The following is a 23,701-nucleotide window of genomic DNA, read 5'->3' as shown; positions in this document are numbered from 1 at the left end:
TTCAACTCAGCCGAGAACCTGGGGGCTTGACGTGAGCGGACAACCCAACACCCGACTCGCAGACCTGTTCGGCCTGGCCGGCTGGTCGAAGGGCGAGCTCGCGAGGCTGGTCAACCGGCAGGCGGCGGCCATGGGCCACCCGCAGCTGGCGACCGACACCTCACGGGTGCGGCGGTGGATCGACATGGGAGAGATCCCGCGCGATCCCGTGCCGCGGGTGCTGGCGGCGCTGTTCACCGAGCGTCTCGGCCGTGTCGTGACCATCGAGGACCTCGGTCTGGTCCGGCACGGGCGTACGGGGAAACGGCAGGGCGGCGGGAGTGTGGAACATCCCGACGGCGTGCCGTGGGCGCCCGAACGGACTGCCGCGGTCCTCACCGAATTCACGGGAATGGACCTCATGCTCAACCGACGCGGCTTGGTGGGTGCGGGCGTCGCGCTCACCGCGGGCTCCGCACTCAGCAGTGCCATGCACGACTGGCTGCACACCGATCCGGCCCTCGCGGCCGACGCCCCCGACCTCGACAATCCCCTGCACGCCGACCCCGCTGGGTTCGACCGTTACGAGGCCGCCCCCATCGGATCGCAGGAGATCGAGGAACTGGAGCGCTCGGTCGAGGTGTTCCGGGCCTGGGACGCGGCCCGCGGCGGCGGGCTGCAACGCAAGGCTGTCGTGGGACAGCTCAACGAGGTGGGAGGCATGCTCTCCTACCGTCACCCCGACCGTATCCAGCGGCGCCTGTGGGGCGTCGCCGCCAACCTCGCCGTCCTCGCCGGCTGGATGTCGCACGACATCGGCCTCGAACCCACCGCCCAGAAGTACTTCATCATCGCCGCCCACGCCGCCCGGGAGGGCGGTGACCGGCCTCGCGCCGGCGAGGCCCTCTCCCGGGCGGCCCGACAACTGGTGCACCTCGGCAAACCCGACGAGGCGCTCGACCTGATGAAGCTGGCCCAGTCCGGCTCGGGCGAGCAGGTGCTGCCCCGTACCAAGGCCATGCTTCACACCGTCGAGGCGTGGGCCCAGGCGTCCTTGGGCAAGGGCCAGGCCATGCGCCGCACCCTCGGCCAGGCGGAGGACCTGTTCGTCTCCGACCGGGCCGATGTGCCGCCGCCCAGCTGGATGCAGATGTTCAACGAGGCGGATCTGTACGGCATGCAGGCCCTGGCCTACCGCACCCTCGCGGAGCACGAACCGGCCGCGGCCCAGCATGCCCGGCACTACGCGGAGAAGGCGTTGGACCTCCGGACGAACGCCCAGGGGAGGTCGCAGATCTTCGACTACCTGTCGATGGCCTCGGCCTGCTTCATCGGCGACGACCCGGAACAGGCCAGCGGCTACGCCCGTCTGGCGCTGGCCTCCATGGGCTCCAACTCCTCCCACCGCACCTGGGACCGGCTGCGTGAGATGTACCGGCTCACCGGCCAGTACGCCGGCTATCCGAAGATCCAGGACCTGCGAGAGGAGATCAAACTCTCCCTGCCCAAGCCCCAGTCGAAGTCCCCTCTGCCGAAGACCCCGCTGTCGAAGGGCAAGCTGCCGAAGGGCAAGGGCGGCATCGCACCGGCGTGACGGCCGGGAACCGGCCTTTCAGGAGCTTCAGGAGCTTCAGGAGCTTCAGGAGCTTCAGGGGCCGACCCTGGCCACGAGCACACAGGCGTCGTCCGCACGCTCGGTCTCGCCGAACGTCTCCACCACCGTCCGAACACATTCCTGGGCCGTGCGCGCCTCACCGAAGCGTGGGGCCAGGTCCAACAGCCGCTGCACGGCTGCCTCTCCTCCGCGCCGGGGGACCAGTCCATCGGTGTGCAGGAGCAGCAGATCGCCCGGTTCGAGCGTGACCTCGGCCTGCCCGTAGACGGCACCCGAGGTCGCTCCGAGCAGGACGCCGTCCGGTGGTGTCAGCGCGCGCCCCGTCCCGCCGCGGAACAGCAGCGGGGCGGGGTGTCCCGCCTGCGCCCACACCAGGGTGCGGGTGGCCGGGCGGTAGCGGCAGCAGACGGCGCTGCCGAGGGCCGGTTGCACGGTGGTGTCCAGCAGTTGGTTGAGGCAGGCCAGCAGCCGGGCCGGCTCGGTCCCTGTCATCGCCATGCCGCGCAGCGCGCCGATCAGCATCGCCATGCCCGAGGTGACGGTCACCCCGTGCCCGGTGAGGTCGCCGACGCTCAACAGGCTCTCGCCGCCGGGCAGTTCCAGGGCGTCGTACCAGTCGCCGCCGATCAGGGCGCTCGTCGAGCAGGGCAGATAGTGGGCCGCGAGGTCCAGCCGCGCGGGGCCCCGGCGCGGGAGCCGCAGGGAGCCGCGCCACGGCGGCAGCACGGCTTCCTGCAGCTCGACCGCGAGCCGGTGCTCGGTCTGCGCGACATGCCGCTGGCGGTGCAGCGAGTCACGGGTCTCGCTCTCCGCCCGCTGGCTGCGCCGCAGTTCGCTGACGTCCCGCAGCACGGCCCACATCGAGGCCGTACCGCCGTCGTCGTCGAGCACGGGCTCGCCCATCATGTGCACGGTGCGCACCCCGCCGTCGGGGAGCACGATCCGGAACTCGCCGTCGATGCGCTGGGCGTCGATCAGACAGTCCGTGACCATCGCCGTCAGCATCGGCCGGTCCTCGTCGAGCACCAGCGACGGCAGTTCGTCGAGGGTGAGCGGCGGGGCGGCGGGGTCGCGGCCGAGGATCTGGTACAGCTCGCCGGACCAGCTGGCCTCGTCCGTCAGCAGGTTCCACTCGGCGCTGCCGACCCGGCTGAGCAGGGAGGCGCGCCGGGGCGCCGGGGGTGGTGCGACGGGGAGGCCGGCCGGGGGCGCGGGGGCCGGCGGCAGCGCCGGTCCGTCCCGCAGCTGGGCCAAGTGGTCGTCCAGATCGCTCAGTTGATGCAGGGCCAGATCGTAGAGCGCGCGCTGCCAGCGGGTCTCGGGGTCCTCCACGTCGGCCGGCGCGTCCCGCCGTACGGCGTCGACGTCGCCCCGCAGCCGCCGCGTCTGCGAGATGAGCGCGTCGACCGTGCCGCGTCGGGGCGGCTGGGCGGCGGGACGATCCGCAGAGAGAGGGGACGGCATCACGTACTCCGATGGGGGACGGTACGACCAACGCTGACGTAAGGGCCGATTACGACTGTTGCACAGCCCGCGACGCGCTGTAAGGGATTTGGCAAGACACGATACGGCGGTGCTTCCGGCATATGCCAGCGTCCTTGCTGTGGGGGTCCTCCCCGACGCGTGGATGCCCGTCCTGAGGGCCCAAGTCGTAGGAATGGTACGCGACTTGACGGATCGGCGACCGCATCCACAGGTCAATCATTCCCGTGTTCGAAGGGTGTATGTGCGAGCCGGTTCGCTGACGCGGAGCGGTACGGGTGGAATCCGATGGGTGACTTGGGTCACAGAGATGAATCCAAGGGGCCGCGTCCTGCGAAAGCCCTCGAAGAGCTTCACCGAAACGGAGACCGTTCATGACCGTCACGCTGGAACAGCCCGCCCGCGCTCTCCTCGTCACCGCCGAGGACCAGGAGGTTCCGGTGCCCGCGAGCCTGCGCTATTCCTCCGACGATCCGCTGGCCGTGCACCTCGACTTCCCGGCCGACATCTCGCTGAACGGTGACATGGTGACCTGGACCTTCTCCCGCGGACTCCTGGAGGAGGGGGTGCGCGCCCCCTCCGGCGCCGGTGACGTGCACATCTGGCCCTGCGGCCGCTTCCGCACGGTGGTGGAGCTGCACTCCCCGTACGGCATGGCCCTGCTCAAGTTCGAGAAGGCCGCGCTCCAGCGGTTCCTGCTGCGCAGCTACGCCGTCGTCGCGGCCGGGAGAGAGGAGGTGGGGCCGGCGCTCGACCGGGGGCTGACGTCCCTGCTCGGGAACGTCTGAACTCCGGCCCCCGGTCAGGTCGTTCCGGCGCGGGAGGTGCCGGTCAGTACCGCAGGACCCCCGCGATGCCCCGGGCGTCGCCGAGCGTGCCGTCGGGGACGAAGCGGACCTCGGCGCCGGTGTCCAGGCAGCGCTCGACGATCTCGTCCACGATGTCCTCGCGGACGTCCAGGTCACCGCTCTCGGCCGGGACCAGATGGCCGCCGGCGGCGCCGTCGCCGTGGGCGCGGACGGTCGTCCGGTAGTTCTCCTCGACGGCCAGCAGTTGGATGCGGCCCTGCTGCGCGTTCTGCCAGATCTCGTCGACGCTGGCCGCGAACGCCTTGTGGCCGCGCGCCGCTTCGAGCCGCCGCGCCACCGTGTCGACGTTCCTGCGGTCCTCGGCGGCCACCAGCGGTCCGACCGCCTGCCGTACGGCGTCCGGGGTGCCGTGCGCGAGACCGCCGTGCGGGACGTGGACGGCGTCCTTGGTGACCGTGCCGATCTCGTCCAGCAGCGACAGTGCCGCCGTCTCCCCGGTGACGTACAGGGGCCGGTGCCGGTCGCGCAGCACCCTGGCCAGCGCGGTGTCCGCCTCGCGCAGGAAGTGCCGGGTGTCCTCGTCCCGGAAGGCGGACGGCAGGTCGCCGATCCGCTCCTGCCGCTCGGCGTCGAAGTTCCCGCGCTCCCTGGTCAGCGGGAAGCCGCCGACGCGCGCCTCGGTGACGCGGTCCGCGCCGCCGCTCCACAGCGTGGCCCGGTCGGAGGAGACCGACAGCACCCAGAACGGCCGCTCGGCGGCGCGCGCGGCCACCAGGTTCCGGGTGAGGAAGGTGTCCGAGAGCACCACCCGCTCCGGCACCGGCCGGGCCAGCGACCAGACCTGATGCTCACCGGGCGCCGCGAAGATCACCAGACCGTCCTCGGCGTGCGTCAGGTCCACCTCGGCCAGCGCGAGGTCCAGCTGGGCGACGACATCGGCACGCCGCTCACGGGTGACGGCGGGATCGTGTTCCAGACGCTTCTTCGCCTCGGCCACCACATTGCGCAGCCGGACCGGATCCTGGGCGTTCTCGGGCTCCCGGCGGTGGGTCGGCGTCAGCACCGACACGGCCGGGTAGGGCCGCGGACGGCGCAGTTCGGTGAGGGTCGCGGGACTCAGGGCTTGGTCCATGACTTCACGATAGGACCGAATCGCGCGCCGGGCATTCGGTGTAATCCGGCGCGCGATTCGGCGGGAAAGCCCCGAAGATCAGCCGACTTCCTTCTTCAGCGCCTTGTCGGCGGCGGCCTTGGACGGCTTCCACCAGGTCGTCACCGGCTCCCAGACCTTGACCTTCTTGGTCGCGCCCAGCTGCTTCAGGGTGAACGTACGGCCGTTGAGGTTGGGGTTGGCGGAGACGGTGACCGTGGAGACACGACGGGCCTCGGGGTCCTTGAGGTCGGCGATCGTCCGGACCGCCGCGTACACCGTCTTGCCGGCGCCGACCTTGTACGGTCCGCTCTCGCCCGAGGGCACCGGCAGCGCCGCGCCGTCGAGGTCGCCGAAGGTGACCACGGGGAGGCGGTCGATCGTGCAGGTGCGGGTACCGGTGTTCTTGACGCTGATGTGGACGACCCGCGTGTCCTTCGCCTGCTTGGCGCCCAGCTTGAGGACCTTCGCCTTGCAGACCGGGGTCTTCGCCTTCGCGGCGGGCTGGGCGGCCAGCCCCTGCGGGGCGGCGGCGAGGAGCAGCGCGGCACCGGCGGTCGCCACGGTCGAGACGGTGAGGAAGGAACGGATACGCATCGGTGGAATCCCCCAGCTTTGGTCACGTACGGGTACGGCATGCACAAAGGTGACGCCTGCCCAATGTGACGAGCGGGATGCGTACGGGGTTGTACCGGATCCGCCCGTGTTACACGCCCGATGCTCAATCGTCGGCTCCGCAGGAACTTCCGTCGTCCGGCAGCGTCCCGAACAGCAGGAAGTCGTCGACCTTCGCGTGCACGCACTTCGACGACCCGTACCCGGTGTGTCCCTTGCCCTTGTTGTCGAGGACGACCGCCGAGGAGCCGAGCCGCGCGGCCGTCTCCACGGTCCACCGGTACGGCGTGGCCGGGTCGCCCCGGGTGCCCACCAGCAGCATCTTCGGGGTGTCGAGGTCCTGGACGTCCTCGCGGATGAAGTCGGTGCCCGCGGGGCGGCCGTAGCACATCAGCACCTGGGTGAGCCGGTACGGGCCGAACACGGGGGAGGCGTCCTCGTACGCCGCGCGCAGCTCCGCCAGGTTCTCGGTGATCTTCGCGGCGGTGGGCCGGTCGGGGTCGTCGGCGCAGTTGATCGCCATGAGCGCGGCGGGGTAGTTGTCCGGCGGGATCTCCTCGACGTCGACGAGCCCGGCGTGCGGGGTCGGCGTGCCCGACGCGGTGGGCTCGGGCGGCTCGTGCGGACGGGCCGGCACGGCGGAGCGCCACCCCACGGGGAGGCGCTCCGCCGGGGACAGACGGTACGGGGTGAGGGTCGGGGCGAAGCCGCCGCCGCTGAGCGCCATGACGCCCCGGGTGTCGCCGTCGTGGACGAGCATGTTGAGCGCCTGGGTGAGCATGGGCCACAGCTGTTCGCTGTAGAGGGCGTGACCGATGGCGCCCACCAGGTCCTGACCCGTGAAGTCCGGCCCGAAGTCGGACGGCACCGGGTACTCGTCCAGCGAGTCGACCAGCGTCACGACCTGCTCCCGGGCCGACCGGGAGTCCTGCCCGAAGGGGCAGGTCAGCTCCTCCGTGCACGCGTCGAGGTAGTCCTCCAGCGCGGTCTGCTGGCCCGCCGCGCCGACCAGGCCCTGCTCGGCCAGCGGTTCGGTGAGGGTGTCCACGCCGTCGAGGACCATCCGCCCCACCTTGTCGGGGAACTGCGCCGCGTACACCGCGCCCAGCCGGGTGCCGTAGGAGAAGCCGAGGTAGTTGAGCTTCTTGTCGCCCAGGGCGGCGCGCAGCACGTCCAGGTCCCGGGCGGCGTCGCGGGTGCCGATGTGCGGCAGCACGGGGCCGGAGTTCTTCTCGCACGCGGCCGCGGCCCGCCGCAGCTGCTTCAGCGCGGTCCGCGGGTCGTTCGCGTCGTCCCCGTCGTCGGTCGCCTCCAAGGCGGCGCCGGTGCCGTCGCCGCAGCTGACGGGCGAGGAGCGGCCCACCCCGCGCGGATCGAAGGAGACGAGGTCGTAGCCCTTGGTGAGGTCCATGAAGTCGCCGCCGTCGTAGGCGAGTTCGGGGACTCCGGGGCCGCCGGGGCCGCCGAAGTTCAGCAGCAGCGAGCCGCGCGGGTCGCCGGTGCCCCGGACACGGGCCAGCGCCAGGTCGAGGGTGCCGGCCGAGGGCCGGGCGTAGTCGAGCGGCACGGTGAGCTTGCCGCAGCGCACGTCCCTGGGCATCTCCAGGCCCTCGCACTTCGACCACTTGATCTTCTGCCGGTGGAAGCGGCTCAGGTCGGGCTGCCTGTCGTCCTTGTCGTCGTCGGCGCCCGCCACCGTGGCCGGCAGCCCGGCCCCCAACAGGGCCAGCACCGCGACCGCGGCTCCGGCGAGCGGGCGCCGTCTGTGCGTGGACCGCATGCGTGCCTCCAGGGACGCCCGGCCGGGGCGGCCGGGGACGACCCCCGGATCACCATAGGCGGCCCCCGGCGGCCACGCCCGCGGGCGGGCGGACCGGCCGGAACTGCCGTAATCTGCGCCGCGCCGACGCCGTACGCCGTCCACTGCCGTGTCGCTCGTACGCGTGAACCGGGGCGCAGGACAGCCCGCAGTCCGCCGATCCCGCCCGTTTCCGGCGTCGCGGGAGCGCTCCGGCCTCGGCGAGGATGCGGCGGGGCGCGGCCGACCACCGTGCCCCCGGTCGTACGACGGCCGCGCACTCGCGGCCTCAGCGAAGGAGCGCAGAGATGACCATTCCGGGGCCTCAGGATCTCGTCGTCACCCGGGCCACGCCCGAGGACTGGGCGGTGGTCGCCCGATGGGCGGGGGAGGAGGGCTGGAACCCGGGGTTCGCGGACCCGGCGTGCTTCTTCGCCCAGGACCCCGAGGGCTTCTTCATCGGCCGGCTCGACGGCGAACCCGTCTCCTCCGTCTCCGTCGTCACCTACGGCTGCGACTACGCCTTCCTCGGCTTCTACCTGGTCCGCCCCGAGCTGCGCGGCCGGGGCCACGGCCTCGCCACCTGGAAGACCGCGCTCGCGCACGCCGGCGCCCGCACGGTCGGCCTGGACGGGGTGGTCGCGCAGCAGGACAACTACCGGCAGTCCGGTTTCGAACCGGCCCACCGCACCTTCCGGTACTCGGGGGCGGTCCCGGTGACGGCGGTCCCCGACGGTGTGCGGCCCCTCGCGGACGCCGGTGCCCTCGCGGCGTACGACAACGCCTGCCACCCGGCCGACCGGCCCCGTTTCCTGGAGCGCTGGCTGACCGCCGACGGGCACCGGGCCCTCGCGCGGACCGTCGACGGGCGGCTCACCGGCTACGGGGTGATCCGTCCGGGCCGGGACGCCCTGCGGATCGGGCCGCTGTTCGCCGACACCGCCGCCGACGCCCGCGCGCTCTTCGAGGGGCTGGCCGCCGAGGCCGCGGGCCGCCCGCTCGCCATCGACGTGCCGGAGCCGAACACGGCCGCCGTGGCGCTCGTCGAGGAGTACGGGCTGACGCCCTCCTTCGAGACGGCCCGGATGTACACCGGCCCGGTCCGGCCCTACGCCGCCGAGCGCGTCTTCGGGATCACGACTCTGGAGCTCGGCTAGCCGCGGGGGCGGCGTCGCCCTTCCGGAACGCCCACTCCATGCGCGGCTCGACGACACAGCGGAGCGCGGCGCGCACGGGGGAGGTGCACAGCAGGGTGATGCCGCCGACGGCGACGGCCGTGACCGCCAGCTGACCGAGCGGGGTGTGCAGCCACTCGGCGGCGTACCAGTCCCGGAACCGCGCCCACTTGATCACGAAGCCGTGCAGCAGATAGCCGTACATGGTGCCCGCGCCCAGCGCCGTGAACCACAGCCGCCGGCGCGGCACCCAGGCCAGGAAGCAGGCCGTCAGCAGCACCGCGAGACAGAACAGGGCGGGCGTGGTCAGCAGCCCCGCCCAGCGGGAGACGCCCTGCCCGGTGACGCTGCCCCGGTGGTAGAACCAGCCCGCGTCGAACCACGGCGCCACCCCGTACGCGGTCCCGAGCGCGCCCAGCCCGACCGGGAGCAGCCACAGCCGTACCCGGCGGGTGCGCAGCCGCTCGAAGTGCTCGCCCCGCAGTGTCAGCCCCAGGACGAAGAACGGCAGGAAGCCCAGTACCCGCTGGACGGAGACATCGCCGCCGAGATCCGGTGAGACCGCCGCCAGCGTCGCGAGCCCCAGCGCGACCGGCAGCGGATGGCGCAGCATCAGCCACAGCGGCGTGGTCAGCCGCCAGATGAACAGCGCGACCAGGAACCACATCACGTACCAGGGGTCCAGCAGACTCAGCGGATAGCCCGGATCGTCCTGCGCCCACCGGTAGAACAGCGTGTACGCCGTCTCGAACACGACATAGGGCAGGACCACCCCCGTCATCAGCCGCTTCAGCCGCCCCGGCGCCATGTCGAAGCTCCGCGAGAAGTACCCGGAGATCAGGGCGAAGGCCGGCATGTGGAACGCGTACACGGTGAGATACGCGGCCGTCGCCGCCCGGCTGCCGTATGTCAGCGGCTCCCAGGCGTGCCCGCAGGCCACCAGGACGATGGTGAGGTACTTCGCGTTGTCGAAGTACGGGTCCCGCGAGGCCCGCCGCGGCCGTGGCCTCTCCCCGTCGGGCGGGGCCGCGGGGGCGGGGCGGGTGTGCTGGACCACGTCTTCGGACATCGGTGAGGGTCTCCGGACAACGACGGACAACGGCGACGGACTGCACGGACACCACCGTCGGGTGACGACGACGGCGGAACCCGGACCGCCTGCCCCCTCACACCCGTCTCAGTCATCGTCGGCGACCTCGCCTACGGCTTTGGCGTGGAACCGCCGGTGCAGCGCCCGTACCTCCCCGACCAGCTCCGGCACCGGCCCCTCGACCGTCACCCCGGGCGCGATCTCCCGCACGGGAAGCGTCCGCACCGGCGGCGCCGGGACTCCCAACTCGCCCAGCCAGGACGCGAGTTGCTCGGAGGAGGCGACGTACACGATACGGCCCAGACCCACCCAGGCGTGGGCGGCCGCGCACATCGGACAGTGCTCGCCGGAGGTGTACACGGTCGCCGCCGCGCGCTCTCGCGGACTGAGCCGGGCGGCCGACCAGCGGGCCAGTTCGAATTCCGGATGGCGGGTGCGGTCGCCTCCGGCCACCCGGTTGTGGTCCTCGGCCAGCACTGTGCCATCCCCGCCGACCAGAACGGAACCGAACGGCTCGTCTCCGGATTCCAGGGCCTCGGTCGCCAGCTCCACACAGCGTCGTAGGTACACCAGTTCGGAATCGTTCACCATGTGCGTCCGTACCCTCCTCGGGGACCGCCCGACCGCGCTCCGCGACGAGCACCTTACGTCGTGTGTCCGAGTACCCCGGGGTCTTCGCGAGCGACACCCGTACGGCCCCGCCACGCGGCCCGCCGAGCGCCACGGGTGCGGGCGGCCTCCGCCCCGGGGCACGGCCGCGGCACTATTGGCGGGCGAATTCCGTTGCCAGGGTTAACGACTGATGATGGAGTGAGCCGCATGGATCATGCTGCTGTGCTGGCACTGTTCGACCGGGACATGCGGGAGGGCGCCCGTCCCGACGGGCCCGGGGCCCGGATCGAGCGCGTGGGCGGGGTGGTGCGCCAGGTCGGTTTCGAGAACGGCTGGAGCGGCGTCGTCTGGTCCGGCCTCGACGAGGCGGGGGCCGATGCCGCGATCGCCGAGCAGATCCGGTACTTCTCCGGCCTCGGACGCGACTTCGAGTGGAAGCTGTACGGCCACGATCTCCCCGTCGACCTGGGCCGACGCCTGCGTGACGCCGGCCTCACGGCCGCCCCGGAGGAGACGTTGATGATCGCGGAGGTCGCCGATCTGACCCTCGACGTCGAGCCCCCGGAGGGCGTACGGCTGCTGCCGGTCACCGACCGCGCGGGAGTGGACCTGGTGGCCGACGTCCATGAGAGGGCCTTCGGCACGGACAGCACCCGGATGCGCCACCAGCTCCTGGCCCAGCTCACCGGGGACAGCGAGTCGGTCGTGGCCGTCGTGGCTCTGGCCGGCGACCAACCCGTGAGCGCCGCCCGGATGGAACTGCTCCCCGGTACGCGCTTCGCCGGTCTGTGGGGCGGCGGCACCGTCCAGGACTGGCGCGGGCGGGGTCTCTACCGGGCCCTGGTCGCCCACCGCGCCCGTGTCGCCGCCGACCGCGGCTACCGCTACGTCCAGGTCGACGCGCTGGCCACGAGCCGCCCGATCCTGGCCCGCCTGGGCTTCGAACCGCTCACGACGACCACACCGTACGAGTACGTGGTCTCGCCGTAGGGCGCGTGGGGCGCCCGGTGCGCGTCACAGCGTCAAGGCGTCACAGGTCGAGCTGGTACTCGATCGCCGTGTGCGTGGGCCGGTAGCCGAGCGCGTCGTTGATCCGGCGCATCGGGACGTTGTCCGACGCGGTGTCGGTGACCAGCGCGAGATCCGGGTGTGCGCGGTGGGCCTGGAGGAGCGCCCGTGCCTTCATCCAGAGGCCGAGCCCGTGGCCCCGGTGCTCGGGCAGTACGGCGGTGCCGTAGTGCTGCCCGTCGCCCTTGCCGCCGTCCTCGCCGGAGCCGCCGCCCGGCAGACCCAGCTCCGAGAAGCCGACGATCGTGCCGCTCGCCGTGTGCACGGCGGCCACGGTGTGCAGTGAGTCGCCGCGTTTCGCGATCGCCTCGGCGGACGCGACGACCCGCTCGACGTCCCAGACCACGGTCCCGTAGTCGGTCTCGCCCATCGGCATGTCGTCCATCGCGCGGCGCGACGCGGCGTAGGTGTCGGCGAGTTCGGACGGCACGACGCCCGTCCAGCCGGTCAAGTGGTAGCCGGGACGGGGTTGTTCGAGGATCCGGGTGAAGTGGCCGGGGTCCGCTCCGGCGAGTTCGAGCCGGGCGTACGTCAGGGTCAGCACCCGGCGGAAGCCGTGTGCCGTGAGGAACGCGTCGCCGGGGGAGCCCTGTTCGGCCTGGGCGACGACCGAGCGGCGCCCGTCCGCGCGCGCCGCGCCGACCGCCGCCCCCAGCAGCGCGGTGCCCACGCCCTGCCGCCGCTCGGCCGGGTGCACGGTGCCGTCCAGCTCCGCCAGATGCCCCTGCCCCTCCTCGGTGAACAGCCGCAGGAATGCGGTGCCGAGAGGGCTGCCGTCCGACCCGGACGCCAGCCAGGCCGTACGGCGGCTCGCCGGGGTGGTGGCGGGGTCGGTGAGGGGGGTGATCCGGGTGACACGCGAGGGCAAGGGGACTCCGGGCTGGTCGGCGGGCACAAGGAGAGGCCCGGCGACGCTAGCCGCCGGGCGCGCTCACCCGCAACGGAATTCCGGGTCCGCGGCCCGCGTCCCCGTGGCCCGTGTCGCCGCGATCCGTCAGCGTCGCGCCCGGGTGCGGTCCAGGGCCGCGATGCCCAGGGCCGCCAGGGCGATCTGGATGAGCCACTCGGCCCAGTCGACGCCGTTGGTGTCGGCCACGCCGAACCCCGCGGCGATCGCGGAGCCGATCAGCGCGGCGACGATGCCGACGAGGATCGTCAGCAGGATGCCGATGCGCTGGCGGCCGGGCACGACGAGCCGGCCGAGCACGCCTATGACAATGCCGATGACGATGGCACTGATGATGCCGTCGATCTCCATCTGGACTCCGCCCCTTGTCGTCGGTATCCCCGCAACCGTGCGAGTGCCCTTCGAACGCGAGTGCAGTCCGCCCCCGTTTCAAGTTCTTCACAAGCCGCCGGTCATCGGCCCGCCGACGGTCGACCAGCAGGTCCGTACAGCCGTCGGTCCGGTATCCATCCCGTGACGGCCAGCACCTCCGCAGCGATGTCCATGACCGTGCGCCCGTCGGTCGCGATCCGGAGGGTGTCCTCCGGTGCCCGCTCGTCCAGCAGACGCGCCTTGCGGGCGCTCCCGGCCAGCTCCCGCTCCAGCTCGGAGCCGATCTCCCGCCCCCTGAGCCGCTGTTCGGCCGTCGTGTCGGTGGCGGTGAGCAGGACCCGGAGGATGCGTACGTCGGCGCCCATGGCCCGCCGGAAGACGCCCGCCGTCTCGGCCAGCACGCTCAGCGTGTTGGTGTAGACGAGCCTCCGGTGGCCCAGGGCGGCGTAGTTGCCCCACACGGCGGTGAGGTTGCGCTCGGTGATCGCGGCGCGGTGCGGGTCCCCCTCGGGCGCCGGGTGCACCTGCCCCATGAAGTCGCCCTCGACGACGGCGTGCGGGACCTCGGCGACCCTCAGCCGGTCGGAGATCTCCCAGCCCACCGTCGACTTGCCGACCCCGGCCCGTCCGCCGATCAGCAACACCTCGGCACGTTCCATCTAGCCCGTCACCTCCAGCGAGCCGAGAACCGGGTGCGCCGCGCACCTGAGGGCCCGCCGGACCACCGCCGCCGGGTCCCCCTCGTGGTACGGCCGCTCGGAGGCCTCGATGCCGTCGAGGAACTCCTGATAGCGCACGGCGTACGCGAGGTGCGCCAGTGGCTCGGCCAGGGCCAGTACGCGGGCGGGATCGCTCGCCGGGACATGGGTCTTCCAGGAGTCGATCCAGGCGCGGACGGCCGCGGGGCGTGCCGCCTCGGGGAGGAAGTCGTACAGGCGCAGGCAGTCCAGGACGGGGTTGCCCCAGTGGGCGTCGGCGAAGTCCACGACGACCGGCGGGCCGCCGTCGCTGCGCCAGTTGCCCGGGTGGAAGTCGGCGTGGACGAGTGTGTCGGGGAGCCCGCAGTCGGGGAGCTGCTCCCAGCGGTCCGTCAACCGCCGTGCGGCGGCCCGCTCTTGCCGGGTGATGTCCAACTCGGCTATTCCGTCGAGGAGTTCGCGGACCTTCTCGCCGAGGACACGGTCCCGTCGGTCGCGCAGTCCCGGCGGAGGTCCCTCACCCCGCGCGGCGAGCGCGGCCTGTGCGGCGGTGAAGCGGCGTACGCCCGCCTCGGCCGTGGCGGCGTCTGCCGACCAGCAGTCCTCGCCGGGGAGGTGCTCCAGCAGCATCCGCCGTTCACCGGAGGCGAGCACCGTCGGCACGAGGCCGGCGTCCACCCGGGCGAAGGCGGCGATGGCCGAGGCCTCGTCCGTGGCGAAGCGCGGTGTCGCCTTGAGCCAGACCGGCCCCCGTGCGGTGGGCAGCCGGAAGAGGCCCGCCAGGTTCCAGGTCCGCCGCTGCTCGACCGGCCCCGTCACCGGGCGCCCGAGCGCCGCCAGCGTCCGGGCTGCCCAGGCCAGCAGCTCCCGCAGCCCGTCGGCCCGCGCCCAGGGCGGGCGAAGGGCGTCGTCCGTGTCCAACCGCCCCTGGTCGACGGGCCGTCGCTCCAGCGCCCCGGGCGCGGGGCGCTCCCGTGCCTCCACGTGGTACGTCACATGCCCGTCCCTCGCGCCCTCACCGCCCTCCACGGTCAGCAGCCGCAGCACCAGCACGGGCACCCCGAGCGCACGCTCCACCTGTGCCACGACGGGCCCGACCTCGGCCCACCACGGGATGTCGACGGGGAAGGGGCCGATGACGCCGAGGAAGTCCCCACCCGATGTCACCCACGCGCTCACGGTTCGACTCACGGCGACAGTCTGAGGCACCTCGCCGACGCTTGACATGCAGGTAATCACCTGCATAACGTCGGGTGTGCGATCGGAAGGCGGACCGGGCATGGACAAGGTCTTCAAGGCGCTGGCCGACGAGACGCGCAGGAGCCTGCTGGACCGGCTGCGTGAGCAGAACGGGCAGACCCTGGGCGAGTTGTGCGAGCGGATCGACATGGCCCGGCAGTCCGTGACGCAGCACCTGGCCGTTCTGGAGGCCGCCAACCTGATCAGCACGGTGCGGCGGGGGCGGGAGAAGCTGCACTACCTCAATCCGGTCCCGCTCCACGAGATGCAGGAGCGGTGGATCGACAAGTTCGAGCGCCCCCGGCTGAGAGCGCTCGGTGCCGTGAAACGACGAGCCGAGGAAGCCATGACCGACAAGCCGACCTTCGTGTACGTCACCTATATCGCGAGTACGCCCGAGAAGGTCTGGGAGGCGCTCACCAGCGCCGAGCTGACCGCCGACTACTGGGGTCACCGCAATGAGTCGGACTGGCGGCGGGGCTCCCGCTGGGCCCATGTCCGCGTCGACGGCTCCGGCGTCGAGGACGTCGTCGGCACCGTCGTGGAGAGCGAGCCCCCGACCCGGCTGGTCACCACCTGGGCCGCGCCCGAGGACGAGGGGAAGGAGGAGACGTACTCACGGGTCACCTTCGACATCGAGCGGCACGCCGACATCGTGCGGCTCACCGTCACCCATGAGGACCTGGCGGACGAGAGCGCGCTCTCCGAGGTGTCCTTCGGCTGGCCCGCGGTGCTGTCCAACCTCAAGTCGCTGCTGGAGACCGGCCGTGTGCTGCCGCAGGAGCCGTGGGAGGTGCCGCGCAAGGGGTGACGTCGTCGCGGGCGGACGGGGAGCGGGGAGCGGGGATGGGCGGGAGCGACGGGCGACGGCCGGTCCGCCGGAGCGGAACGGCCGCCGTTACCCCTCGCGGGCGTTCTGTTCGCACCTGTGGTGCGGCTCTACATCGGTGGCGTGTGGCTCCCGCGCGTGCCGCCCTTGGCCGCGGCGCCGGCGCACATCAGCCCCAGCAGCAGTGCCAGGCAGCCGATGATGATGTTGTTGACCACGACTCCGGCGTCCGGACTGTCGCCCACGATCCACGCGGCGACGATCATCCAGACCCCCAGCGCGCACATGGCCCAGCTCAGGCCGTACATCCTCTGCGGTGCGGCGGTGAAGCCGAGGGCCAGCAGACCGATCGCGATGCCCACGATGAGGTTGTGGGGCACCAGCGCGGGCTGGCTCGTCGTGTAGTGGAGAATCCACGGGGACACGGCGCAGTACAGACCGAGCAGGAACACCGGTCCGTCCACGAGCGCCACATCGCGACCACCGAGCATACGGGCGAACCGCGCCTGCATTTCGGGTGCGTCGGGGTGACTGGAGATGTCACTCCTGTGTGAGACGTTGGCCATGACTTGACTCCTTTGAACTCTGCAGGCCCGACCGCGTCTGGTGGGGTTTGCGGTAAGCGCCGCGTACGTTCATTCTGCGCTTATTTTGCCTTTATGTGTAGAGGGTGGGGATGCGGGGCGTCCGGGACGACGTCCGCCTCCGAGGAGCGCCGACCGCTCCTCGGAGGCGGGCCCCCGTTCGTCTTCCGCTTCCGCCGCCGCGAGGCATTCGGATGCGCTGGGAAGCATGAGACGTTTGTGCGTCGAATAGTCGCTCGGTCGTGCCGGGTCACCCGGTGCGGGCCGCGAGCAGCCGGCCGTGCAGCCGGCGCAGCGCCCGCCGGGTGTGGCTCTTGACCGTGCCCAGGGGCAGACCGGTGCGTTCCGCGATCTGCGTCTGGGTGAGGTCCTCGTAGAAGGCCAGATGGAGGATCTGCCGCTGGGGCGCGGGCAGCCTGGCGAGTTCGGCGCGGACCAGGACGCGGTCGAGGGCGGTCTCGGGGTCGGCGGGTCCGGGGCCGTCGGCGAGGGCGAGCGCGGCGCCCGCCGTGGTCACCAGGTCCGCCCGGCGGCTCCGCGCGGACAGGGCGTCGGCGATCCGGCGCCGGGCGATCCCGACGATCCAGGCACCCATCGCGCCGCGCTCCGACCGATAGCCGTGCCGGCCGCGCCACACGCCCAGGAACACCTGCTGGGTCACGTCCTCCGCCTCGCCCGTGTCGCCGAGACTGCGCCACGCCAGCGCGTGCACCAACGCCGACCAGCGGTGGTAGGCGGCGGCCAGCGAGTCGTCGTCGCCCGCCACCAGGGCGAGCGCCAACTCCTCGTCGCCGGGTGCCGCGCCCGGCGGCGTGTGCGGGCGCGCGCTCGGGCACACAGGGCTCATGCGGGCGGCTCCTCGCGGGGGACGGTGCGCATGCCGTCATCGTGCGAGCCCGCGAGGCCGTGCATCCACTCGCATCGCTTCTGCATCGTATAGTCGCCCGCATGGGTACGTACGGGGAGGAAGAGCCCGCCGAACCGGGTCTCACCAGTGGTGCTCTGGCCCGTCGGCTGGGGGTGTCACCCACGACGCTGCGTTCCTGGGACCGCCGCTACGGCATCGGGCCCGCCGTCCGCGCCGACGGCCGGCACCGGCGCTGGACCCCGCGGGACGTGGCGATGGTCGAGACGATGTGCCGGCTGACGTCCGCCGGGCTGCCGCCGGCGGAGGCGGCCCGCGCGGCGAAGGAGAGCACCGACCGGGCGGGGGAGGAGACGCGCGGAGCGCGCGTCTCGGACGGGGAGCGGGCGGCGCGGGTGTCGGAGCCCGGCCCACCACCCCCGAGGGACGTCCGCGACGAGTGCCGGGGCCTCGCCCGGGCCGCCGTACGCCTGGACGCCCCGGCGGTGGCGGACCAGTTGGCCGGGGCCGTCGCGCGGCACGGGCTCACGGTCGCCTGGCAGGAGGTGATGGTGCCGACGCTGCACGCGGTGGGCCGCACCTGGGCGTCGTCCGGGGACCGTTACGTGGAGGTCGAGCATCTGCTGTCCTGGCATGTCTCCACCGCCCTGCGCCGTCACACCCGGCCGCCCGCACCCCGCCCCGACACGACCGCCCCCGGCCCGGTCGTGCTCGCCTGTGTGCCCGGTGAACAGCACACCCTCCCGCTGGAGGCCCTCAATGCCGCGCTCGGTGAACTCGGCCTGCCCACCAGGATGTTCGGCGCCGCCGTCCCCGCCGAGGCACTCACCTCGGCGGTCGACCGGCTCGGCCCGGCCGCCGTGGTCCTCTGGGCGCAGGCCCGCTCCACGGCGAGCCTGCCCCTGGCCCGCCATGTCGCCGCCATGCGCTGGGGCGTGAAGGGCGCCCGCCGCCAGGCGCTCGTCGTGCTCGGCGGCCCCGGCTGGCACGGCCGACCCGCCTCGGGCATGGTCCGCCCGTCCTTGCTGGACGAGGCGGTGCAACTGCTGTCCGGTCTCTGCGGACGGCCGAGCCGGACCCCCCAACCGACCCCCGCCGACTAGGACTTGCGTCCCCGCAGGAACCGCTCCCGCCCCTCCGCCAGCTCGACGATCGGTGCCGGATAGTCCAGCGCGGCGCTGTCCAGCCCGTCGAGCCTCCACGGTTCGTGCACCGCCGGGCCCGCGACGTCCGCCAACTCCGGCACCCAGCGCCGTACGTACGCGCCGTCCGGGTCGTACCGCTTCGCCTGGGTGGTGGGGTTGAGGATCCGGTTGGGGCGGGTGTCCGTGCCGGTGCCCGCGACCCACTGCCAGTTGAGCTGGTTGTTGGCCACGTCGCCGTCGACGAGGAGGTCCAGGAAGTGCCGGGCGCCCACGCGCCAGTCGACGTACAGCGTCTTGGTGAGGAAGCTCGCGGTCAGCAGCCGGCCCCGGTTGTGCATCCAGCCCTCGTGACGGAGCTGCCGCATCGCCGCGTCGACCACCGGATAGCCGGTGCGGCCCTCCCGCCACGCCTCGACCTCGTCCGGCGCGGACCGCCAACGGTCCTGCCTCGCCCGGTAGTCGACGGTCGCGACCGCCGGCCGCGCGGCCAGCACCTGGCGGTGGAAGTCCCGCCACGCGAGCTGCCGTACGAACGCCTCGGCGCCAGGGCCGCCCGCCCGGCGGGCCCGGTGGACCAGTTCGACGGGGGAGAGGGTGCCGAAGTGCAGATGCGGCGAGAGCCGGGAGGTCGCGTCGCCCGCCAGGTCGTCGTGCCGGTCCTCGTACGCGGCGACACCGGAGCGCAGCCAGGCCGTCAGCCGCCGCCGGCCCTCCGCCTCCCCGCCGTCCGCGAGCCCGGCCGACACCCCGGTGACGCCGCTGCGGGACGGCAGCGGCTCTGAGCCGACCCCGTCCGGGACCCGGACGGCCCGGGGCGCCTCCACCGCGTCACGCAGCCGCTGCCGCGACCAGTGCCGGTGGTAGGGCGTGAACACGGCGAAGTGGTCGGACCCGGCCGGGGTCACGGCACCCGGGGGAACGGCCGTGGTCACCGTGTCGTGCACATGCAGCCGCAGCCCCTGTGCCTCCAGCTCCCGCCGCAGGCGCTCCTCACGCCGGTGCGCGTGCGCGCTGACGTCCGCCGCCAGGTGCACCTCGTCGGCGTCCGCCTCGGCGGCCACCTTCACGACCTGCTCCACCACGTCCCCCGACCGCACCACCAGCCGCCCACCGCGCTCGCGCAGCCCCGCGTCCAGGTCCCGCAGACAGTCGGCGAGGAACGCCAGCCGGTTGGGTACGGCGAAACCGGCCCGGTCCACCGCCGGATCACGCACGAACAGCGGCACGACCTGCCGGGAGCCGTCCAGGGCGGCGCGCAGCGGTGGATGGTCGTGCAGCCGCAGGTCGGCGGTGAACAGGACGACCGAGACGTTCATGGGCACACCTCCGTATCAGGCCCCCCATCCGTCACTTCCACGCAGCGGGCCCCTTCGGATGCGGTCCGGTCGCCTTTCATCCGCCCGCCGGTCAGCGCGTGTGCCGTGCGGACGAACGCCCGGTGCAGGTCACGCGCCGCCCGCGGTACCGAGTCCGCCCTGCGGCGCTGCAGCATCAGCAGCACCCGGGTGGTGTCACCGGCGATCGGCCGGTGGACGAGGGAGCCCCGCCGCTCCAGCGGATCACCGATCACGCTGAAGTCCGGCAGGACCGTCGCCCCGAGCCCCTCCGTGACCAGCAGCTTGCCCATCTCGGCGCCGTCGGTGGAGTACGCGAACGCCGGGTCGCGGCCGTCGAGCAGCCGGTGGACGTAGCGGTGCATGACATAGCCCGAACGCATCCCGATGAGCGGCACCTCCAGCAGGTCGTCCACGGAGACCGCCGCCCGCGACGCGAGCGGGCTGTCCGGGCGCAGCACCACCACGGGCCGCCCCCGCAGCAGTTCGGTGGCCTCGAACTCGGCGGGTACGTCGTCGCCGTCGAGATGGTTGACGAGCCCGAGGTCGAAGGAGCCCTCCAGCAGGCCCCGGTGGATGTCGGACTGCCGGGCGCCGACCACCTCGACCTGGGTGAGGGGGTGGTCGGCGCGGAAGTCGCGGATCACCGGGATGAGCAGCGGCACGGTCGCCGCGTTCACCGTGCCGAGCCGGACCGTCCGGCTGATGCGGTGCTGCTCGCCCGCCGCGGCGCGCAGCCGGTCCACCGCGTCCAGCACCCCGATGATGTGCGGCAGCAGCTCCCGGCCCGAGGCGCTCATCGTCGCGCCGGACCGTTTGCGCTCCAGCAGATCGACCCCCAGTTCGCGTTCCAGATTCCGTACGGTCTCGCTCAACGCGGGCTGGGAGAGCCGTAGTTCGTCGGCCGCCCGGCGCAGCGAACCGAGCCTGGTCACCGCCGTGATGTATTCCAGCTGTTCCGTTCGCATCGCAGCAGAATGCGCGCCGAATTCCGGCGCGTTCAAGGGTTTCCCTGTCACACCTTCGTGAAATTCAATGGTCCGCCATACGAGACCGGTCGGGTTCTCCTTGACGGTCGTCGCCGACGGCTGTCACGATCGACGGCATGAAGCTGCGACTGGACCTCACGCGACGACGCCACGTCGACCTCGCGCGCGTCTCCAGCGCCTCCTGTCGCGCCGCGGCCTGATCAGCCCTCCCCGATCCGCCGCGCTTTTCCTCTCTCTGGGCCTTCCGCCTGCCTCCCGGCCTTCCGTCTGAATTCACCGTGCCCGTATCCGACGTGTGCCGGCGTCTCCCCGTGACCGCTGAATTCGGCGTGCCCGAAAACATTCCGCAACAGGAGTTCCGCATGTCTGCCGCGCCCCTGAAATTCGCCTATTGGGTCCCCAACGTCAGCGGGGGACTCGTCACCAGCACGATCGAACAACGCACCGACTGGGGATATGAGTACAACCGTGAACTCGCCGTCCTCGCCGAGAACAACGGCTTCGAGTACGCCCTCAGCCAGGTCCGCTACATGGCCAGTTACGGCGCCGAGTACCAGCACGAGTCGACGAGCTTCAGCCTTGCCCTGCTGCTCGCCACCGAACGTCTGAAGGTCATCGCCGCCGTCCACCCCGGACTGTGGCACCCCGGAGTCCTCGCCAAGTTCGGCGCCACCGCCGACCATCTGTCGAACGGCCGCTTCGCCGTCAACGTCGTGTCCGGCTGGTTCAAGGGCGAGTTCACCGCCCTCGGCGAACCCTGGCTGGAGCACGATGAACGGTACCGCCGCTCCGAGGAGTTCATCCGGGCCCTGCGCCAGGTCTGGACCGAGGACCACACCGAACTCGCCGGAGACTTCTACCGGTTGCGCGACTTCTCCCTCAAGCCCAAGCCCCTCAACACCCTTGAGCGCCCCCACCCGGAGATCTTCCAGGGCGGCAACTCCACCGCCGCCCGTGCCATGGCCGGCCGGGTCTCCGACTGGTACTTCTCCAACGGCAAGGACTTCGACGGCGTCACCGAGCAGATCACCGACGTCCGCAAGGCCGCCGCCGAAGTGGGCCGCGACGCGCCGAGGTTCGGCCTCAACGGCTTCCTCATCGCCCGCGACACCGAGGCCGAGGCCCGGGACACCCTGCGGGAGATCGTCGCGCACGCCGACCGGGAGGCCGTCGAGGGATTCGGCGCCGCCGTCAAACAGGCCGGGCAGTCGGCCGCCGACGGCAAGGGCATGTGGCAGGACTCGTCGTTCGAGGACCTCGTCCAGTACAACGACGGCTTCCGTACGGGGCTGATCGGCACCCCCGAGCAGATCGCCGAGCGGATCGTCGCCTACAAGCGGCTCGGCGTCGACCTCTTCCTCCTCGGCTTCCTGCACTACCACGAGGAGGTCGAGTACTTCGGTCGGCGGGTGCTGCCGCTGGTCCGTGAACTGGAGGCCCGGCAGCCCGAGTCCGCCCCGTCCGTCCCCGCCCAGGTCTGAGGAGGCCGTCGACATGAGCACCGTCACCCCCACCGACTGGCAGACCGGCCCCGCCCCGACGACCGCAGAGCAGTGGATCGCCCGCGCCGGTGAGGTCGCCGCAGTCCTCGCCACCGACGCCGCCGAGCGCGAGCGCGCCGGCGCCACCCCGTACGCCGAGGTCCGGCTCCTCAAGGACTCCGGCCTCGTCACCCTGCTCGGCCCCGTCGAGCACGGCGGCGGAGGCCAGGACTGGCCCACCGCCTACCGCGTCGTACGCGAGGTGGCCAAGGCCGACGGCTCCCTCGGCCAGCTCCTCGGCTACCACTACCTCTGGAACTGGGCCGCCCGGCTGGTCGGCACCCGCGAACAGTGGGAGTACGTCGAGGCCGAGGCCGCCCGCAACCGCTGGTTCTTCGGCGGCGCCGTCAACCCGCGCGACAAGGACGTGGTGGTCACCGAGGACGGCGACGACCTCGTCTTCACCGGCCGCAAGTCCTTCTCCACCGGCAGCAAGGTCTCCGACGTCACCGTCCTCGAAGGCGTCCTCGCGGGCACCGACAGCCATGTCTTCGCGATCGTCCCCTCCGACAGCGAGGGCCTGACCTTCCACGACGACTGGGACAACATCGGCCAGCGGCTCACCGAGAGCGGCGGCGTCACCCTCGACGGCGTCCGCACCCCCTGGTCCTCCGCCGCCGGCTACGTCGACAAGGAGTTCCGGCCCCGCACCTACAACACCCTCAACGTCCCCACCATCCAGCTGGTCTTCGTCAACTTCTACCTCGGCATCGCCGCCGGTGCGCTGGAGACCGCGGCGACCTACACCCGGACCAAGACCCGGTCCTGGCTGCACGGCGGGCACGAACGCGCGGTCGACGAGCCGTACGTCATCGACGTCTACGGCGATCTGACCGCCAAGCTCTGGGCCGTCGAGGCACTCGCCGACACGGTCGCCGCCGAGGGGCAGAAGCTGCACGACGACCCCGACGCCGTCACCGAGCGGACGCGCGGTGACTTCGAGGTGCGGGTGGCCGCCGTGAAGGCGCGCGCCACGGACGTGGCCCTGGAGATCGCGAACCGGATCTTCGAGGTGACCGGCGCCCGGTCGACGGCCACCGCCGAGGGACTCGACCGCTTCTGGCGCGACATCCGCACCCACACCCTGCACGACCCCGTCGCCTACAAGCGCCGCGAGGTCGGCCGCTGGGTGCTGGAGGGCGAACTGCCCGAACCCACCTGGTACTCCTGACCGCCGGTACTCCTGACCGCTCCCCTCCGGGGTGCCCGTCCGCACGGGCACCCCGGGCCCCAAGAAAGAGGACCCATGGCCACCGTCCTGTCCGTCTCCGGCAGCCCCTCCGTCTCCTCCCGCACCGCGAAGCTCGTCCGTCACCTGGACGCCCGGCTGGCCGCCCAGGGCCACGAGGTCGTACCGCTCGACATCCGCACCATCCCCGCCGAGGCGTTGCTCGGCGCGGACTTCAAGCACCCGGCCATCGTCGAGGCCGCCGAACTCTTCGCCCGGGCCGACGGCGTCGTCATCGCCACCCCCGTCTACAAGGCCGCCTACTCCGGGGTCCTCAAGGCCCTGCTCGACCTGCTCCCGCAGTACGCCCTCACCGGCAAGACCGTGCTGCCGCTGGCCACCGGCGGGTCCACCGCCCATGTCCTCGCCATCGACTACGCCCTGCGGCCGGTGCTCAGCTCCATGGGCGCCCGGCACATCGTCCCCGGCTGGTTCACCCTCGACAAGGACATCACCGTGGGGGACGACGGCAGGGTCACCCTCGCCCCGGCCACCGCCGAGGCTTTGGGCCAGGTCGTCGACCAGTTCCTGACCGCGCTCGGCCCCGCGCCGGTGCTGGCCGCCGCGAGCTGACCCG

General features: G+C 72.3%; 24 protein-coding genes. 10 read left to right on the top strand and 14 right to left on the bottom strand.

Annotated features, from left to right (window positions below; translation table 11 throughout):
- The first annotated feature begins 31 nt into the window (after positions 1–31).
- Positions 32–1,573, top strand: a complete 1,542-nt coding sequence (locus tag J8M51_RS07135) for a DNA-binding protein NsdB (protein WP_086755506.1) — start codon at positions 32–34, stop codon at positions 1,571–1,573.
- 54 nt (positions 1,574–1,627) lie between these two features.
- Here the strand turns inward: J8M51_RS07135 and J8M51_RS07130 are convergent, their stop codons facing one another.
- Positions 1,628–3,058, bottom strand: coding sequence for a PP2C family protein-serine/threonine phosphatase (locus J8M51_RS07130; protein ID WP_267299040.1), 1,431 nt, complete (start codon positions 3,056–3,058; stop codon positions 1,628–1,630).
- 392 nt (positions 3,059–3,450) lie between these two features.
- On the opposite strand from J8M51_RS07130, the gene J8M51_RS07125 reads away from it, so the two are divergent.
- Positions 3,451–3,864, top strand: coding sequence for an SsgA family sporulation/cell division regulator (locus J8M51_RS07125; RefSeq protein WP_216587275.1), 414 nt, complete (start codon positions 3,451–3,453; stop codon positions 3,862–3,864).
- A gap of 43 nt (positions 3,865–3,907) precedes the next feature.
- On the opposite strand, the gene J8M51_RS07120 is transcribed toward J8M51_RS07125, so the two are convergent.
- The 3 genes from J8M51_RS07120 to J8M51_RS07110 all read right to left on the bottom strand — a co-directional run bounded on the left by J8M51_RS07120 (position 3,908) and on the right by J8M51_RS07110 (position 7,430).
- Entirely contained in the window at positions 3,908–5,017 is a 1,110-nt protein-coding gene (locus tag J8M51_RS07120) for a baeRF3 domain-containing protein (RefSeq protein ID WP_086763248.1), read from the bottom strand.
- 78 nt (positions 5,018–5,095) lie between these two features.
- Complete coding sequence (locus J8M51_RS07115; protein WP_086763246.1) at positions 5,096–5,632, bottom strand: DUF4232 domain-containing protein; 537 nt, start codon at positions 5,630–5,632, stop codon at positions 5,096–5,098.
- 124 nt (positions 5,633–5,756) lie between these two features.
- Entirely contained in the window at positions 5,757–7,430 is a 1,674-nt protein-coding gene (locus tag J8M51_RS07110; protein ID WP_216587274.1) for an alpha/beta hydrolase, read from the bottom strand.
- Positions 7,431–7,756: 326 nt separating this feature from the next.
- On the opposite strand from J8M51_RS07110, the gene J8M51_RS07105 reads away from it, so the two are divergent.
- Entirely contained in the window at positions 7,757–8,605 is an 849-nt protein-coding gene (locus tag J8M51_RS07105) for a GNAT family N-acetyltransferase (protein WP_086760327.1), read from the top strand.
- Here J8M51_RS07105 and J8M51_RS07100 read toward each other — a convergent pair.
- Both J8M51_RS07100 and J8M51_RS07095 read right to left on the bottom strand, forming a co-directional pair.
- The gene (locus J8M51_RS07100; RefSeq protein ID WP_216587272.1) at positions 8,583–9,692 is read right to left on the bottom strand and encodes an acyltransferase family protein; all 1,110 of its coding nucleotides are present in this window, start codon (positions 9,690–9,692) and stop codon (positions 8,583–8,585) included. The two genes, J8M51_RS07105 and J8M51_RS07100, sit on opposite strands and share 23 nt — an antisense overlap.
- A gap of 108 nt (positions 9,693–9,800) precedes the next feature.
- On the bottom strand, positions 9,801–10,304 hold the full coding sequence (locus J8M51_RS07095; RefSeq protein ID WP_267299039.1) for a nucleoside deaminase: 504 nt from the start codon (positions 10,302–10,304) through the stop codon (positions 9,801–9,803).
- 228 nt (positions 10,305–10,532) lie between these two features.
- Between J8M51_RS07095 and J8M51_RS07090 the strand changes: the two genes are divergently transcribed.
- Positions 10,533–11,315, top strand: coding sequence for a GNAT family N-acetyltransferase (locus tag J8M51_RS07090; RefSeq protein WP_086762991.1), 783 nt, complete (start codon positions 10,533–10,535; stop codon positions 11,313–11,315).
- A gap of 40 nt (positions 11,316–11,355) precedes the next feature.
- On the opposite strand, the gene J8M51_RS07085 is transcribed toward J8M51_RS07090, so the two are convergent.
- From J8M51_RS07085 to J8M51_RS07070, 4 genes are all read right to left on the bottom strand, one after another.
- A complete protein-coding gene (locus J8M51_RS07085; RefSeq protein WP_086762989.1) occupies positions 11,356–12,261 on the bottom strand; it encodes a GNAT family N-acetyltransferase in 906 nt (301 codons plus the stop codon).
- Between the two features lie 126 nt (positions 12,262–12,387).
- Positions 12,388–12,651: a GlsB/YeaQ/YmgE family stress response membrane protein gene (locus tag J8M51_RS07080; protein ID WP_086762987.1), complete on the bottom strand. Its 264-nt coding sequence runs from the start codon at positions 12,649–12,651 to the stop codon at positions 12,388–12,390.
- 101 nt (positions 12,652–12,752) lie between these two features.
- Complete coding sequence (locus tag J8M51_RS07075) at positions 12,753–13,331, bottom strand: nucleoside/nucleotide kinase family protein (protein WP_179203472.1); 579 nt, start codon at positions 13,329–13,331, stop codon at positions 12,753–12,755.
- Positions 13,332–14,561: an aminoglycoside phosphotransferase family protein gene (locus J8M51_RS07070; RefSeq protein ID WP_256966268.1), complete on the bottom strand. Its 1,230-nt coding sequence runs from the start codon at positions 14,559–14,561 to the stop codon at positions 13,332–13,334.
- An 88-nt stretch (positions 14,562–14,649) separates the two neighbouring features.
- Between J8M51_RS07070 and J8M51_RS07065 the strand changes: the two genes are divergently transcribed.
- Positions 14,650–15,420: an ArsR/SmtB family transcription factor gene (locus J8M51_RS07065; protein WP_086762983.1), complete on the top strand. Its 771-nt coding sequence runs from the start codon at positions 14,650–14,652 to the stop codon at positions 15,418–15,420.
- Between the two features lie 128 nt (positions 15,421–15,548).
- On the opposite strand, the gene J8M51_RS07060 is transcribed toward J8M51_RS07065, so the two are convergent.
- On the bottom strand, positions 15,549–16,004 hold the full coding sequence (locus J8M51_RS07060) for an SPW repeat protein (RefSeq protein WP_086762981.1): 456 nt from the start codon (positions 16,002–16,004) through the stop codon (positions 15,549–15,551).
- A gap of 268 nt (positions 16,005–16,272) precedes the next feature.
- Entirely contained in the window at positions 16,273–16,869 is a 597-nt protein-coding gene (locus J8M51_RS07055; RefSeq protein ID WP_216587268.1) for a sigma-70 family RNA polymerase sigma factor, read from the bottom strand.
- Positions 16,870–16,970: 101 nt separating this feature from the next.
- Between J8M51_RS07055 and J8M51_RS07050 the strand changes: the two genes are divergently transcribed.
- Complete coding sequence (locus tag J8M51_RS07050; RefSeq protein ID WP_216587267.1) at positions 16,971–17,990, top strand: MerR family transcriptional regulator; 1,020 nt, start codon at positions 16,971–16,973, stop codon at positions 17,988–17,990.
- On the opposite strand, the gene J8M51_RS07045 is transcribed toward J8M51_RS07050, so the two are convergent.
- Together J8M51_RS07045 and J8M51_RS07040 are read right to left on the bottom strand one after the other, a co-directional pair.
- Complete coding sequence (locus J8M51_RS07045; protein WP_216587266.1) at positions 17,987–19,348, bottom strand: cryptochrome/photolyase family protein; 1,362 nt, start codon at positions 19,346–19,348, stop codon at positions 17,987–17,989. The genes J8M51_RS07050 and J8M51_RS07045 overlap by 4 nt on opposite strands.
- Positions 19,345–20,334 carry a LysR family transcriptional regulator gene (locus tag J8M51_RS07040; RefSeq protein ID WP_267299038.1) on the bottom strand — a complete coding sequence of 330 codons (990 nt, stop codon included), beginning with the start codon at positions 20,332–20,334 and terminating at the stop codon, positions 19,345–19,347. Before J8M51_RS07040 ends, J8M51_RS07045 begins: the two co-directional genes overlap by 4 nt.
- A gap of 137 nt (positions 20,335–20,471) precedes the next feature.
- Between J8M51_RS07040 and J8M51_RS46240 the strand changes: the two genes are divergently transcribed.
- The 4 genes from J8M51_RS46240 to ssuE all read left to right on the top strand — a co-directional run bounded on the left by J8M51_RS46240 (position 20,472) and on the right by ssuE (position 23,697).
- Positions 20,472–20,555, top strand: a complete 84-nt coding sequence (locus J8M51_RS46240) for a putative leader peptide (RefSeq protein WP_368862285.1) — start codon at positions 20,472–20,474, stop codon at positions 20,553–20,555.
- A gap of 162 nt (positions 20,556–20,717) precedes the next feature.
- On the top strand, positions 20,718–21,836 hold the full coding sequence (sfnG, locus tag J8M51_RS07035; protein ID WP_086762416.1) for a dimethylsulfone monooxygenase SfnG: 1,119 nt from the start codon (positions 20,718–20,720) through the stop codon (positions 21,834–21,836).
- A gap of 13 nt (positions 21,837–21,849) precedes the next feature.
- Entirely contained in the window at positions 21,850–23,067 is a 1,218-nt protein-coding gene (locus tag J8M51_RS07030; RefSeq protein WP_086762413.1) for an acyl-CoA dehydrogenase family protein, read from the top strand.
- 75 nt (positions 23,068–23,142) lie between these two features.
- Positions 23,143–23,697, top strand: coding sequence for an NADPH-dependent FMN reductase (gene ssuE / locus J8M51_RS07025; RefSeq protein ID WP_086762411.1), 555 nt, complete (start codon positions 23,143–23,145; stop codon positions 23,695–23,697).
- Positions 23,698–23,701 lie beyond the last annotated feature (4 nt).

It is taken from the genome of Streptomyces griseiscabiei (assembly GCF_020010925.1).
Lineage (GTDB): Bacteria > Actinomycetota > Actinomycetes > Streptomycetales > Streptomycetaceae > Streptomyces > Streptomyces griseiscabiei.
Note: the sequence above shows the minus strand (reverse complement) of the source record. Positions and strands in the feature narration are given on the sequence as shown.